This is a genomic window from Kitasatospora sp. NPDC059088, assembly GCF_042738155.1.
Taxonomy (GTDB): domain Bacteria; phylum Actinomycetota; class Actinomycetes; order Streptomycetales; family Streptomycetaceae; genus Kitasatospora.
The window spans coordinates 34,292-48,566 of sequence record NZ_JBHYGR010000065.1 but is presented as its reverse complement, the minus strand read 5'-3'; the positions used below and the strand labels follow the sequence as shown (position 1 = coordinate 48,566).

Annotated in this window: 13 protein-coding genes; all 13 read right to left on the bottom strand. The window is 74.6% G+C overall.

The features are described from left to right. Positions 1-281 precede the first annotated feature (281 nt). The 13 genes from ACFWXO_RS26505 to ACFWXO_RS26445 all read right to left on the bottom strand — a co-directional run bounded on the left by ACFWXO_RS26505 (position 282) and on the right by ACFWXO_RS26445 (position 13,975). Positions 282-2,009: a DUF4153 domain-containing protein gene (locus ACFWXO_RS26505; RefSeq protein ID WP_380526518.1), complete on the bottom strand. Its 1,728-nt coding sequence runs from the start codon at positions 2,007-2,009 to the stop codon at positions 282-284. Between the two features lie 232 nt (positions 2,010-2,241). Further along, complete coding sequence (locus ACFWXO_RS26500; protein WP_380526516.1) at positions 2,242-3,132, bottom strand: carbohydrate ABC transporter permease; 891 nt, start codon at positions 3,130-3,132, stop codon at positions 2,242-2,244. Positions 3,133-3,182: 50 nt separating this feature from the next. Beyond that, positions 3,183-4,205: a carbohydrate ABC transporter permease gene (locus ACFWXO_RS26495; RefSeq protein ID WP_375889334.1), complete on the bottom strand. Its 1,023-nt coding sequence runs from the start codon at positions 4,203-4,205 to the stop codon at positions 3,183-3,185. 249 nt (positions 4,206-4,454) lie between these two features. Further along, entirely contained in the window at positions 4,455-5,840 is a 1,386-nt protein-coding gene (locus ACFWXO_RS26490) for an ABC transporter substrate-binding protein (protein WP_375889335.1), read from the bottom strand. A gap of 294 nt (positions 5,841-6,134) precedes the next feature. Next, on the bottom strand, positions 6,135-7,355 hold the full coding sequence (locus tag ACFWXO_RS26485; RefSeq protein WP_375889336.1) for a cytochrome P450: 1,221 nt from the start codon (positions 7,353-7,355) through the stop codon (positions 6,135-6,137). 161 nt (positions 7,356-7,516) lie between these two features. Beyond that, positions 7,517-8,755, bottom strand: a complete 1,239-nt coding sequence (locus ACFWXO_RS26480; protein WP_375889338.1) for a cytochrome P450 — start codon at positions 8,753-8,755, stop codon at positions 7,517-7,519. Next, complete coding sequence (locus tag ACFWXO_RS26475; RefSeq protein WP_380526512.1) at positions 8,752-9,453, bottom strand: ATP/GTP-binding protein; 702 nt, start codon at positions 9,451-9,453, stop codon at positions 8,752-8,754. Before ACFWXO_RS26475 ends, ACFWXO_RS26480 begins: the two co-directional genes overlap by 4 nt. Further along, positions 9,434-9,802 (bottom strand): DUF742 domain-containing protein, encoded by a 369-nt coding sequence (locus tag ACFWXO_RS26470; RefSeq protein ID WP_375889341.1) that lies wholly within the window; start codon positions 9,800-9,802, stop codon positions 9,434-9,436. Before ACFWXO_RS26470 ends, ACFWXO_RS26475 begins: the two co-directional genes overlap by 20 nt. Continuing rightward, positions 9,799-10,245, bottom strand: coding sequence for a roadblock/LC7 domain-containing protein (locus tag ACFWXO_RS26465; protein ID WP_375889342.1), 447 nt, complete (start codon positions 10,243-10,245; stop codon positions 9,799-9,801). The genes ACFWXO_RS26470 and ACFWXO_RS26465 overlap by 4 nt, the downstream gene beginning before the upstream one ends. Continuing rightward, positions 10,245-12,065: a sensor histidine kinase gene (locus ACFWXO_RS26460; protein WP_380526509.1), complete on the bottom strand. Its 1,821-nt coding sequence runs from the start codon at positions 12,063-12,065 to the stop codon at positions 10,245-10,247. The genes ACFWXO_RS26465 and ACFWXO_RS26460 overlap by 1 nt, the downstream gene beginning before the upstream one ends. A gap of 262 nt (positions 12,066-12,327) precedes the next feature. Further along, positions 12,328-12,891: a Clp protease N-terminal domain-containing protein gene (locus tag ACFWXO_RS26455; protein WP_380526507.1), complete on the bottom strand. Its 564-nt coding sequence runs from the start codon at positions 12,889-12,891 to the stop codon at positions 12,328-12,330. A gap of 3 nt (positions 12,892-12,894) precedes the next feature. After that, the gene (locus ACFWXO_RS26450; protein WP_380526505.1) at positions 12,895-13,131 is read right to left on the bottom strand and encodes an RNA polymerase subunit sigma-70; all 237 of its coding nucleotides are present in this window, start codon (positions 13,129-13,131) and stop codon (positions 12,895-12,897) included. 85 nt (positions 13,132-13,216) lie between these two features. Next, positions 13,217-13,975 carry an SDR family oxidoreductase gene (locus ACFWXO_RS26445; RefSeq protein ID WP_380526503.1) on the bottom strand — a complete coding sequence of 253 codons (759 nt, stop codon included), beginning with the start codon at positions 13,973-13,975 and terminating at the stop codon, positions 13,217-13,219. Positions 13,976-14,275: the final 300 nt, after the last annotated feature.

Sequence of the window (14,275 nt, the reverse complement as noted above, 5' to 3'; positions counted from 1 at the left end):
GTCCAGCACCGTCTCCACCCCGCCCACGGCCGCCGCGATCCCGGCCCCGCCCACAAGGTCCCCCACCACCCACACGACCCCCTCACCCCCCCCCCCCCCCCCACGGCGCAACCCCCCCCCCCCCCCCCCCCGCGCCCCCCCCCCCCCCCCCCCCCCCGCCCGGCGGGGCCCCGCGCGCCCGCCCCCGCCCGCTCCGCGCCCGCGCCGCGGCGCCCCCCCCCCCCCCCCCCCCCCCGGCCCTGCGGCATTCCCCGCCGTCCCCGGCCCGGCCCCGGCGGCCGCTACCAGCCCCGCTCGGGCACCAGCCCGGCCCACTCGCAGGGCCCCCGCCCCGACCGCGGCCCCTCCACCAACGGCCGTTCGGCCAGCACCTGCCGCGCCCCGGTGACCGAGCCGCCGGCCGCGTACCAGGGCCGGGTGTCCCGGTCGAGGTCGCGTCGGATCAGTTGCAGCGCGCAGGACCGCTGCGGCTCGGGCAGCCGGTCCAGGGCGGGCACCGCGTCGGCCGAGAGGTCGCGGACGTTGCGCAGGTCGATCTGCTGCGACCGCTCGTACCGGGCCACGTTCTGCTCCGCGACGATCGCGTCCGGCCCCATCAGCCCGTAGGCGGCGACGGTGAGCATCCCGCTGAGGACGACGGCGCGCGGCAGCCAGCCGCCGCCCCGGCGGGTGAGCCCGGCGGCGAGCAGCAGCAGGAACACGGCGCCCAGCCAGATCTCGACCACCAGCACCCACAGCCGCAGCGTGGTCAGCCCGGAGGCGTCCACGTAGAACCACATCCGGCCGAGCGCCGAGGCGACCACGGCCAGCGCGAGCAGGCAGAGCAGTCCGAGCAGGATCCGGGCCAGCCGGCGGTCACTCGGGGTGGTGCGCGGCGCCCAGCGCTTGGCGACGGCCACCACGACCAGGGTCAGCACGGTGATCACGCTCAGCTGCCAGAAGCCCTGCCGGGCGTACGCGGAGCGGCTCATCCCGGTGTTGGCCAGCACGGCGTCCGCGCCGCCGAGCACCATGACCGCCTGGATCACCGCGAAGGCGCCGAACAGCAGGTCGAGCGCGACCAGCGGCAGCGCCCACTCCAGCCGCCGCCGTTCGCGGCCCGGGCGGACCTCCAGCCGGTCCCAGCGGCGCGGCCCGGCGGCGATGTGCGCGAAGCCGAGGGCGGTGAGCGTGCCGAGCCCGAACAGGGTGCCGCGCCCCGGCAGCTGGTGGACGTCGAAGCTGGGGACCAGGCCGGCCAGCAGGTCCGCCATGGCGGCGTCGGCGCCGGCGAACAGCAGGCCGAAGACGGTCAGCAGGACGGCGGCGACGGCGAGCGCCTTGAGCACCGGGACGAGCCGTCCGGCTCCCGGCAGCGGGCGGCCCTCCAGGCTGTCCCAGATCCAGCTCAGCCCCGGGATCAACTGCCAGACCAGGGCGGGCAGGGCGAGCAGCACCCCCGGCCAGCGGCGCCCGCCGTGCAGGGCGAGCGAGGCCAGTCCCAGCGCACAGCCGGAGGCGAGCAGGGCGGGCCAGCCCGCGTCCCAGCGGGCCGGGACGGCGAGCAGGGCGAGGGCCAGCAGGCTCCAGGCGAGCGTCCAGGGCCGGATCCGGCGGCCGGCGGTTCGGGCGACCAGGCCGGCGGCGCCGGCCGTGGCGGCGCCGCAGATCAGCAGGTTGGCGCCGATTCCGTCGTACAGCAGCCAGGCCGTCAGCAGTCCGGCGAGCACGGCGAGCAGGAGGACCCGGGGGGTGGCGGCCGCGTGCCGCTCGGGGTCGGTGGCGCGCAGCCGACCGGGCTGCGGGGGCACGGGGGCGTCCGGCGCGCGGTGCGGGGCGCCGGGCCGGTACATGTCGAACGGCGAGTCCGGGGCGGCTTGCGCGTCCGGCTCGGCCGACGGGCCGTACTCGGCCGACAGGCTGTGCTCGACCGACGGGCTGTGGCCGGCCGACAGGCTGTGGCCGGCCGACGGGCCGTGCTCGGCTCCGGGCTGCGGATCGGTCGGGGCAGGCGTGGACGGGCCTGGCATCAGTCCCCCTCGGTGGTCGGCGGGCATGCGGAAGCCGTCCTCCGGGCGGTCCGCGGGGCGGGCGTACTCGACGCCTCCCGCAGCCGACTGTAGACGATTCTGAACAAGTTCAAAAGTTGGTTCTGAACGCGTTCAGAAGAGCCCGGAGGGCCGCCACCCCGGCGCCCGCCACAGCCGGACCCGAGCCGGACCCAAGCCGGACCCAAGCCGGACCCGAGCCGGGCCGTCCGCCCTACCCCTTGACCGAACCCGCCAGCAGTCCGCGGACGAAGTACCGCTGGAGGGCGAAGAAGACGATCAGCGGCACGATGATCGACAGGAACGCCCCCGCCGTGAGCAGCTCCCAACGCCCGCCCAGCGACCCGGACAGCTGTGCCAGCCGGACCGTCATCGGCGCCACCTCCGGTGTGCCGCCGGCGAAGGTGAGCGCGACCAGCAGGTCGTTCCAGACCCAGAGGAACTGGAAGATCGCGAACGAGGCCAGCGCCGGGGCGCACAGTGGCAGCACGATCGAACGGAAGATCTTGAAGTGCGAGGCGCCGTCCACCACCGCCGCCTCCATCAGGTCGCGCGGCAGCTGGGCGATGAAGTTGTGCAGCAGGAACACCGCCAGCGGCATCGCGAACATGGTGTGCGCCAGCCAGACCGGCGCGTAGCTGCCCTTGAGGTCCACCGCCGGGATCAGCGTCAGCGCCCCCAGGTGCGCACCGCCGGAGAACAGCCGCAGCAGCGGGATCAGCGCCATCTGGAGCGGCACCACCTGGAGCGCGAACACCGTGAAGAACACAGCGTCGCTCCCCCGGAACCGCACCCACGCCAGCGCGTACGCCGCCATCGCCGCGAGCACCAGCGGGAAGAGGGTGGCCGGGATGCTGATCGCCAGCGAGTTCACCAGGAAGGGCAGCAGGCCGGTGGAGCCGCCGGAGCCGCCCTCGAACAGCACCGTGTGGTAGTTGCCGAGGCCGAAGTCCGGGTGGAGCAGGGCGTTCCACCAGCCGTCCTTCGTCACGTCCTGCTTGGGGCGCAGCGAGGTCACCAGCAGGCCGAGGGTCGGGACCGTCCAGAGCACCGTCACGGCGATCACGAACAGCGAGGCCAAGGGGCTGCTGAAAGCCTTCCGCACGGGGCTCCCCCCGGCCGGACGGCGGCTGACGGCTTTCGCCTCAGGAATGCTCACCGCACCTCACGCTCCCTCCGCAGCTGGACGATGTTGTAGGCCACCAGCGGCAGCACCGCGAGGAACAGCAGGACCGCGAGGGCGCCGCCCCGCCCGTCGTCGAACTGCGCGAAGGACTGCGTGTACATCTCGTTGGCCAGCACCTGGGTGCCGAAGTTGCCGCCGGTCATGGTGCGGACGATGTCGAAGGCCTTCAAGGTGATGATCATGACCGTGGTCAGGACGACCATCACCGTGGTGCGGATCATCGGCACGGTGACGTGCCAGAACAGCCTCACCCCGGTCGCACCGTCGAGCCGGGCCGCCTCCACCACCTCGTCCGGGATCGCCTTGATCGCCGCCGAGAGCACCACCATCGCGAAGCCGGTCTGCACCCAGACCATCACCGCCATCAGCAGGAAGGTGTTCAGCGGCTGGCTGAGCAGCCAGTTCGGCGGGTCCGACCAGCCCACCGCGTGGGCGAGCTGGCTGAGCAGGCCGATCTGCGGCTGGTCCTTGCCGCGCGCCTCGTAGACGAACTTGAAGATGATCGAGGCGCCCACCAGTGAGATCGCCATCGGCATGAAGATCAGCGACTTGTAGACCGACTGGCCGCGCATCCGGTCCACCAGCAGGGCCAGCACCAGGCCCAGACCGGTCGCCACCAGCGGCGCGACCACCAGCCACAGCAGGGTGTTGAGCAGCACCTTCCGCACCGATTCGGTGGTGAACGCCCAGCCGAAGTTCTCACCGCCGACGAAGGTGCTGCCGTCCGGGCCGTGCAGGCTCAGGTAGACCGTGCGGATCAGCGGCACCACCAGGCCGACCGCCAGCAGCAGCACCGCCGGGCCGAGGAGGACCAGGACGGCCAGCGGGCGGGCCAGCCGGCCCCGGGCGCGCCCGGCGACCAGGAAGACCACCAGCAGGACGCCGAGGAAGCCCGCGATCGCGCCGAAGCTGTTGCCGAACTTGATCGCCGCGTCGCCCCAGGCGCCGACGGCCAGGGAGCCGGCGGCCGGCGGGGAGCCGGTTACGGGCATGGCTGCACGTCCCTTCGGTTCGTCCAGCGGGAAGGGGAAGCGGGTCGGGAAGCAGGGTCGGGAAGCAGGTCAGGGGAGCAGGTGAGAGAGGAGGGGCGGGCGGTGCGGGTGGGTGGCCCCGCACCGCCCTCGGCGGGTGGTCCCGGACGCCGGCCGGGCGGGCTGCTCCGGCGGCCGCTCGGTCGGCTGCCCTGCCAGCTGCTCAGTCAGCTGTTCCGTCAGCTGCTCGGTCGGCGGCCGCTCGGGCGGCTACTTCGGCCAGGCGGCGTCGATGTCGGCGGCGACCTTCTGGATCGACTGCCCCTCGGCGAACCAGGCGGTCAGCGACGTCCACTCCTGCCCGGAGCCGATGGCCGCCGGCATCATGTCGGAGGCGTCGAAGCGGAAGGTGGCGCTCGGGTCGGTCAGCGCCTCCGCGGAGAGCTTGTCGATCGGGTCGGTGTAGAGGCTCTTGTCCACGCCCTGGTTGGCCGAGACCCAGCCGGTCGCGGTCCTCACCCGACTGCTCGCCCAGTCCGCACTGGACAGGTAGTTCTGCACCGCCTGCGCCTCGGGCTTGCTGGAGAAGGCGGCCAGGAACTCGCCGCCGCCCTCGACCGGGTTGGCGATCGACGGGTTGACGGCGGGCAGGTGGAAGGCGAAGACGTCGCCGTCCGGGGCGACCTTGGTACCCTTGGGCCACTGCGCCTCGTAGAAGGAGGCCTGCTGGAGCATCGCGCACTTGCCGGTGAGGATCGGCGCGCCCGCGTCCTGGAACGTGGTGGTGGCGATCGACTTGACGCCGCCGTAGCCGCCGTTGACCCAGGCCGGGTTCTGCATCCAGTCGGCGACCGTCCGCATCGCCGTGGCGATCTTCTCGTCGGAGAACTTCACCTGGTGGCCGACCCACTGGTCGTACACCTCACCGCCGTACGTGCCCAGCACCACCTCCTCCAGCCAGTCGGTGGCCGGCCAGCCGGTGGCCGTGCCGGAGGCGATGCCCCCGCACCAGGGCTTGGGACCGCCCGCCTTGGCGATCCGGTCGCTGAGCGCCATGAGGTCCGCCCAGGTCTTCGGCACCTCGTAGCCGGCCGCCTTGAAGGTCTTCGGCGAGTACCAGACCAGGGACTTCATGTTGGCGCTCATCGGCGCCGCGTAGAAGGTGCCGTCGACCGAGCCGTAGGTCTTCCAGACCGGGCTCCACTTGCCCTGGTTGGCGACGGTCTCAGCGGGCGGCTTGACCACCTTGCCGCTCTTCACCATCTGCGCCAGCAGGCCCGGCTGGGGGATGATCGCGAAGTCCGGGGCGTTGCCGCCGGCCACCCGGACCGGCAGCTGGGACTCGAAGTCGTTGGACCCCTCGTAGCTGATCTTGATCCCGGTGCACGAGCTGAACTCGGCCCAGGACTTCTCCAGGTTGTCCGACTCCGGGCTGAGGATCGAGGCGAACATCGTCACCGTGGTGCCCGAATGCCCGGCGTACGGCTGGTACTTGGCGCAGTCACCGGTCAGCGTCCGGGCCGCCCCGTCGCCGCCGCCCGAACCGCCGGAGCTGTTCGAGCAGGCCGCGGTCAGGGCCAGCGCCGCCAGCAGAGCGGATACGGCCAGCGGTCGACGGCGCGAACTCGCGGACGGCGCGGTCGGGTTGAAGGTCAATGCGGTCCTCCTCGCCAGGGCATGCTGCCTCGGGTGGGCTGAACGACATTGCGCTGTACCGGAGATGGGCGTGCAGGGATCGCTGGGCGAGCGGGCGGCCGAACCGATTCGACGACGTTAACGCAGCCTTCCGCCGCCGCCAAGGTCCATGGTCGACCTTCCCCACACCGGTGCCCCGATCATCACGTCCGAAACCGGCGAACGCCCGCGGCCCCGCCCGGAATCCGGACGGGGCCGCTTATCTGATGTACTGTCAACACGCTTCGGCCAGGCCGGTCGGGCCGGTCGGGCCGGTCACCAGAGCCGGACGGGCAGCTCCCGCAGGCTGTTCACCACCAGCGACGGGCTCGGCCGCAGCTCGCCGTCCGGCACCGCCGGCGCCAGCCCGGGGAAGCGCTCGAACAGCGCCGGCAGCGCGACCGCCGCCTCCAGCCGGGCCAGCGGCGAGCCGGGGCAGACGTGCGGACCGTGGCCGAAGGACAGGTGCCGGGTCGGGTCCCGGGTGATGTCGAACAGCTCCGCCGTCACCCCGTGCTGCAACGGGTCCCGGCCGATCGCGTTGTACGAGACCAGCACCGGGTCGCCCGCCGGGATCACCAGCTCGCCGACCTCGATCGGCTCGGCGGCGAAGCGGAACAGGAAGTTGCTGGTCGGCGGGGTCCAGCGGAGCGACTCCTCGACCACCGCGTCCCAGGAGACCTCGCCCGCGCGCACCAGCGCCAGCTGGTCCGGGTGCGCCAGCAGCGCCCGCACCGCGTTGCCGATCAGGTTGACGGTGGTCTCGTGGCCGGCCGCGATGATCACCCGCAGGGTGGCCGCCGCCTCCGCGTCGGTGAGCGCCCCGCCCTCGGTGTCCGCCGCCAGCAGCACGCTCGCCAGGTCCTCGCCCGGCGCCGAACGGCGCTGCGCCACCAGGCCGTTGACGAAGGCGTTCAGCCCGGCGACGGTCGCCTGGATGCCCTCCGGGTCGGGCTTGACCCCGAAGAACCGCTCGTACAGGTCGCGCAGCAGGCCGTGGTCCGACTCCGGGACGCCCAGCAGCGAGCAGATCACCGTCATCGGCAGCGGGAAGGCGAAGGCCGACTTGAGGTCGACCAGCGGCTCCCCGGCCGCCAGGGCGTCCAGCAGCGCGTGGGTGATCTCCTCCACCCGCGGGCGCATCAGCTCGACCCGGCGCGGGGTGAAGGCCTGGGCGACCAGCGCCCGCAGCCGGCGGTGCTCGGCACCGTCCGTGGTCACCATGCTCGGGCCCGGCACCGCCAGGCCGATCAGCGGCCAGGTCTTCGGCACCTCACCGCGCTGGTAAGCCGCCCAGTGCCGGGCGTCCTTGACCAGCCGGGCGTCGGTCAGCAGGTCGCGCGCGGCCGCGTGCCGGGTCACCGCCCAGGCGGCGACCCCGCCGGGCAGCACGACCGGCACCGCCGGACCGGCGGCCCGCAGCAGGGCACCCTCGGCGGCGTTGTCGCGGGCCAACGGGTCGAGGGCGATCGGGGCCGGGGCCGGGGCAGCGGTCATCGGCGGCAACTCTCCTTGACGTAAAGGTTCTTCGAACGGCTGTGCACGTCCTGTGGATCCTGACCCGCCCGACCAAGATCCGCAAGGCCTCGCCGGGGCCCGTCCTCGAACGCCCCGCGGGCGGGAGCCGGAAGACGGGCCCTCGGCATGTCGGACGGAACCTAGTACCCCGGGCTGAACGAGACCGGCAGCGCGACCAGCCCGCGCACCCAGGCCGAGGGCCGCCACACCAGGGCGTGCTCGGCCACCGCCAGCCGCAGGTCCGGCAGCCGGTCCAGCAGCACCTCGATCGCGGTGGTGGCGATCACCTCGGCCGCCTCCTGGGCCGGGAACGGGCAGCCGTGCTCGCCGTACGAGTAGCTCATGTGCGCCCGGTTCCCCTCGGCCGGACGGCCGTCGGGCCGGCGCACCGACGGATCCGCGTTGGCCCCGGCGAAACCCAGCAGCAGCATGTCGCCCTCGGCGATCCGCTGGCCGCCGAGCTGGGTGTCCCGGACCGCCCAGCGGCCGGCGAAGATCTGGGTCGGGGTGTCCTCCCAGAGCGCCTCGTTGAGGGCCTGGCTGATGCTGCGCCGGCCGCCGGCCAGCGAGGCCGCGAAACGCTCGTCGGTGAGCATCAGCCGCAAGGTGTTGGAGATCCAGTACGAACTGGGCTGGTGACCGGCGATCAGCAGCACCCGCAGGTCGCGCATCACCTCGTCGTGGGTCAGCCCCGCCGGGTGCTCCAGCATCCGCGAGGCCACGTCGGCCCCCGGGTGCTCGGACTTCTCCTCCACCAGCGCGAGCATCAGCTCCAGCAGCCGCTGGGCGCCGGCCGGGGCGTCCGCACCGCCGTCCAGCATGGCCAGCAGCGCCGCGATCAGCTGCGGCGCCTGCTCCTCGTCCAGACCGAGGACCCGGCACAGCACCAGCAGCGGCATCCGGTGCGCGTACTCGGCGACCAGGTCGGCCTCGCCGCGCCCGGCGAACTCGTCGATCAGCCCGTCGGCGATCTCCTCGGCGTGCTTGCGCAGCTCGTACGGGTCGATCCCGGCCAGCGCGTCGGTGACCGCCCGGGAGCGCCGGACGTGCTCCTCGCCCTCCGCGTACAGGATCGACGGCACCGGGGCCATCATCGGCTTCAACGGCCAGTCCGCGGGCAGCGTCCGCCACGCGTGCCAGCGGCTGGAGTCCCGGCCGAACAACTGCGGCTGGCCGGTGACCTGCTGGAGCTCCCGGTAGCCGATGACCAGCCACGCGGGCACGCCGCCGGCCAGCTCGACCGGGGCGACCGGGCCGTGCGCGGCGCGCAGCTCGCGGTAGAGCTGGGCCGGGTCGGTCTGGAAGCGCGGCCCGTACAGCGGCGTGGCGCCGGCGTGCGCCGGGCAGCCCGGGGGCGGGGTGACGGCGGGCTCGGTCACGGGGTGCTCTCCTCGTAGATCGCGTCGGGTGCTCCGGGTCCGGCCAGCGCGGCCGCGTCCGCCCCGGCGAGGGCGGCCAGGTGGTGGACCAGCTCGATCAGCACCTGCTTGCCGGACTCCCGGTCACGGGCGTCGCAGTCCACCAGCGGAACCTCCGGCGGCAGGTCCAGCGCCTCCCGAACCTGCTCCAGGGTGTGGCCGGGCTCGCCGAAGTTGTTGCGGGCCACGACGAACGGCGTGCCGTGGTGCTCCAGCCGGTCGATCGCGTACCAGGAGTCCTCCAGCCGCCGGGTGTCCACCAGCACGACCGCCCCCAGCGCACCGCTGAACAGCCGGTCCCAGAGGAACCAGAAGCGCTCCTGCCCGGGCGCGCCGAACAGGTACAGCACCTGGCGCTCCGACAGGGTGATCCGGCCGAAGTCGAAGGCGACGGTGGTGGAGCGCTTGCCCCAGCTGCCCGCCGGGTCGATGCCCTCCCCCGCCCGGGTCATCACCTCCTCGGTGTTCAGCGGGCGGATCTCGCTGACCGAGCCGACCAACGTGGTCTTGCCCACCCCGAACCCGCCGACCACGACGATCTTCAACGCGTTGTCGGCGGTCGCCCGCAGCGGGGTGCGCCCCACGGGCCGGAGGTCCTGGACGTCCGGGACGTCCTGGACATCCTGGAGGTCCTGGAGGTCAGAGCCGTTGGAGGCCATGCAGCACCTGCTTCAACGTGTCGAGATCGGGCAGCCGGGCCTTGTTCGGCGCGAACCTGGGGTGCCGGGCGGTGACCGCCCCGGCCTCCAGCAGGTCGCCGAGCAGGATCTTCACCACCGAGACCGGCAGCTGCAGCTCCGCCGCCACCTCCACCACGGCGGTCGGGGCCTCGCACATCCGCAGGATCCGGACGTGCTCCGACTGCATCCCCGGCGCCGGCTGCCGCTCCGCGACGATCAGGGTGACCAGGTCGAAGGCGACCGAAGGGGCGCGGCTGCGGCCCCCGGTGATGGTGTAGAGGCGGTCCGGGTCGTCGTCCCGACCCGGCAGCACGGGCCCGGCGTTCATATCCCGGCGCTCTCGCCCGCGGCGTCCGCGCCGGGTTCCGCGTCCGCCTCCCGGGCGGGCGCGCTGAGGTGGACGCCGATCTGCTCGATCAGGCCGTGCATGTTGTGGCCGACCACGCCCACGTCCGCCTCGTCGTCCGTGACCACCGCGAGGTGCGCGCCCTCACCGGCCGCCACGATGCACAGGATGCCGCCGTGGAACTCGGTCATCGACTGCCGCACGCCGCCGCTGCCGTCCCCGAACTCGATCGAGGCGCCGTGCGCCAGGCTCTGCAGTCCGGAGGCGATCGCCGACAGCTGGTCGGCCTGGTCGGCGCTCAGCCCGGCGGTGTGGCAGAGCTTGAGGCCGTCGGCGGACAGCACCAGGGCGTGCCGGCTGCCGGGGGTGGCCGCCAGCAGGTTTTCCAACAGCCAGTCGAGGTCGCGGTCGGTGGCGCTGCTCATCAGGAGTCCTTCTCGGTGACGGGGGAAGCGTCGGGCGTGGTCTCGGTGTCGGTGTCCGCGGTCGGCGCCGCCCCGGGGGCGGGCAGCGCCGGCTGGGCGGCCCGGCGGAAGGCCCCGAACCGGGCGGCGGCGCGCACCGCGTCGGTCCGTACGGGCTTCGCGGCCGGGGCCGTCGCCGGGGTGGTGGTGGCCATCGTCTGGCCGCGGCGGCGCTGCGGCAGGCCGCTGTCGGTCATCCGGGTCGGCCCGGACGGGGTCTGGGCGGGGGCGGCAGCCGCCGGGACGGCGTGTGCTGCGACGGCGTGGGCCGGGACAGCAGGTGCCGGGACGACAGGTACCGGCACGGCCACGGCGGGCGGGGTCGAGGCAGTCGGGTTCGAGGCGGTCGGGGTCGAGGCAAGCGGCAGCGAGGCGGGCGCCGGGCGGGCGGGGGTGAGCGCCGGGCGCACGGACTCCACGGCCGGCGCGGACGCCGTCACGGGCGCGGCCGCCGGGGCGGGCGTCGGAACCAGGTGGGTAACCACCTGCTGCGGGATCAGCATCACCACCCCGGTACCGCCGCGGGCCGACGGCCGGAAGGAGATCTGCAGCCCGTGCTTGCGCGCCAGCACGCCGACCACCGCGAGGCCCAGCCGGGTACCGGCGGACAGCGTGGCGAGGTCCAGCGGCTCGGCGGAGACGGCCCGTTCGGCCCGGCGCAGCCAACTGTCGCTCAGGCCCAGCCCGCTGTCCTCGACGGTCACCGCCAGACCGGCCGGCACCTCCTCGACGTAGACGTGCACCTCGGCCGGCGGAGCGGAGAAGTTGGTGGCGTTGTCCAGCAGTTCGGCCAGCGCGTGCATCACGCCTTCGGCCGCGAAGCCGGCCACCGCGGCGGTGCTGGCGTTGTGCAGCCGGACCCGCTGGTAGGCGCCGATCCGGCCGAGCGCACCGCGCAGTACCGACTCCACCGCGATCGGCTTGGCCCAGCGGCGGCCGGAGCGGGCGCCGGTGAGCACCGCGATGCTGTCCGCCATCCGGCCCGCCTGGGCGGTCGAGTGGTCCAGCCGCAGCAGGTCGCCGAGGACCTCCTCGTCGTGCCGGTGCTGCATCTCGCGCAGTTCGGCGTGCATGCTCGTGGCCAGCGCCTGGACCCGGCCGGCGGCGGTCGCGCAGACCGCGAGCGCGGCGGCCCGCAGGCGCTCGCCGCGGCCGACCTCCTCGCCGACCGCGCGCAGCAGCGCGTACTGGGGGTGCTTGCGGTGGGCGGCCAGCGCGCTGTCCACGGACGCGCCCCCGCGGAGCTTCTCCACCACCTCGGGCAGGACGCCCTCGGGGATCCGCTCCAGTTCGGCCCGCTCGTCGGCGGCCCGCTCCCGCTCCGCCCCGGCCGCGGCCCGCTCGGCCTCCAGACGGGCCCCCAGCCGGGCCAGTTCGGCGTGCGCGGCGGTGAGGTCCGCCTCGACCCGGGCGTGCTCGGCGCGGGCGGCGTCCCGTTCGGCGAACGCGGCGGCGGCCCGGTCCCGGGCGGCCGTCTCGGCCTGCCGGGCGGTGCCGGCGGCGACCAGCGCGGCCCGGGTCTCCCCGTGCTGGACGGCCAGGTCGTCGGTCAGCCGGCGGGCGCGCTCGGCGCCGCTCGCGGCCAGGCCGACCACGATCAGCCAGAGCACCGCCACGGCGGCCACCGCGAGCGCGGTGAGCGGTTGGTGCGCGCCCAGGGCCCGGCTGACGCCGACCGGCGCGGCGACCAGCGCCAGCAGCACGGCGGCCGCGGTCAGGGCGACGGTGCGCGGCGCGGAGCGGCGGCGCGGCCGACCGTCGGGGCTGGTGGCTTCTCTCATCGGGGCGGTCCTCGGCAACGTCGGCGGGCGGCGGCGCGGGCGGCGGGTCGGCGACGGTTGCGGCCGCCGACAGCTGGTCGGGCGCATACCAGACCGCCCGGTGGCGTCGCGAAACGCCTCCGGGCGGCTGATCGGTTCACGCTTTCGGCCGATCATATCGATTCAGACATTGGCCTCAACCCGCTAGTTGACGGTCAATCTCCTTCATTCACGCCGAGTACACCGCACGGCGACACCTTCCACCCCTTCCCGGCACCGCCGCTCAGGCCAGTTCCGCCTCCACCGCCTGCCGCACGGCGGCCGTGTCCAGCCCGTGGTCGGCGACCACCAGCACCCCGAGCCCCTCCCCCTCGCGGAGCACCCCGAGCAGCAGGTGGCCCACCCCGATCTCCTTCGACCCCAGGCGCAGCGACTCCCGCAGGGAGAGCTCCAGCACCTTCTTCGCCGGGGTCGAGAACCGGATGTGCCCGGCCGTCGAGCCACCGGAGCGGAACCGGCCCCAGCGCTTGCGCCCCTCCTCCGGCGGGGCGTCCAGCGCCCCCTCCCCGAAGGCCGCCTCGACCGCCTCCCGCACCGCGTCCAGGTCGACCCCGATCGTGGCCAGGACCTGCCGGTCCCCCTTCCCCCGCAGGCGCCGCACCGCCTGCCGCGCGGCCTCCTGGTCCAGGCCGGCCCCGATCAGCACGGACGCCGCCGGATCCTGCGACTGCTCCAGGACCCCCAGCAGGAGGTGCTCCGTCCCGACCCGGTCGTCCCGCAGCTGCCTCGCCTCCTCCTGGGCGACGACCACGACCCTCCGGGCCTCCTGGGTGAACCGTTCGAACATCGCTCAGCCTCCGTCCTCGCCCTTGCCGGGCCCCCGTCGTGCGTGCTTCTTGTGGACCGCCTGCCTGGTCACCCCGAGGCAGACCGCGATGTCCTGCCAGGACCAGCCCTGCGACCGGGCATTGTCCACCTGGAGGGCCTCCAGACGGTCCGCCAGATCACGCAGGGCGCGGACCGCCCGGAGCCCCACGGCGGGGTCACGACTGCTCGCGGCGGCCGCGAGCTCTCCGCTCTCGCTCATGACGTCAACTCTGGTTGACGCCCTCGGGAATGTCAACCCTGGTTGACAACTGCGCGGCGGTTCGGCCGAGCGGCGGGCCGGCGGCTCAGCCGAACCGCCGCGCCAGCGCCTCCTCGAAGGTCCGCCCCACCGCCCGCTCCGGCGTCGTCAGCCCACCCGCCCGCAGGGCCCGCCCCACCGCCCCCGGCACCCGCAGCGGCAGCACCGGCCGCCGCCGACCCGCCGCCCGCAGGTACGCCTCCGCCAGCTCCCGGTACGACCGCACCCGCGGCCCGCCCACCTCCGGCGCGAACCCGGCCGGCTCCCGCCCCACCAGCTCCACCAGCCGCTCCGCCACCTCCCGGACGTCCACCGGCTGCACCCCGGCGCCGCTCACCACCGGGAACACCGGCAGCCGCGCGCTCAGGTCGAAGGCCTTGAACAGCAGGTCGTGGAACTGCGTCGCCCGCAGCACCGTCCACCCCAGCCCCGACTCCCGCACCACCCGCTCGCAGTCGAGCTTCGCCCGGTAGTACCCGAGCGGCACCCGGTCGATCCCCACGATCGACACGTACACCAGGTGCCGCACCCCGGCCCGCCGGGCCTGCGCCACCAGCCGCCCGACCCCCGCCACGTCCTTCCGCCCCTGCGTGGTCGCACAGTCCAGCACCGTCTCCACCCCGCCCACGGCCGCCGCGATCCCGGCCCCGCCCACTAGGTCCCCGACCACCCACTCGACCCCGTCACCCGCCGCCCGCGCCCGACGGCTCAACCCCCGCACCGCCACCCCGCGCGCCACCAGCAGCCGCACCACCTCCCGCCCCAACGTCCCCGTCGCCCCGGTCACCAGCACCGTCCCCGTCACCGCACCACTCCTCTCACCGAACGCCGAGCACCCGCGCACCCGTACACCCCCTACGACCGACCACCACCCCCATCCGTGACATCGGCGCCCCGGGACAACGAGAAGAGGCGGGGGGGGGGGGGGGAGGAGCGCCCACACCCCCCCCCCCGGGGCGACCCCCCCCGCGCGCGCGGGCCGGCCCGCCGCCCCCCCAGCCGGGGGGCCCGGCCCGGGCGCCGGGGGCGCGCCCAGGCCCGGCCGCGGGTCGGCACGCGCCTCCGCGGCGACCCTGCCGCGCGCCTCCTCGTACACAGCGAGGGC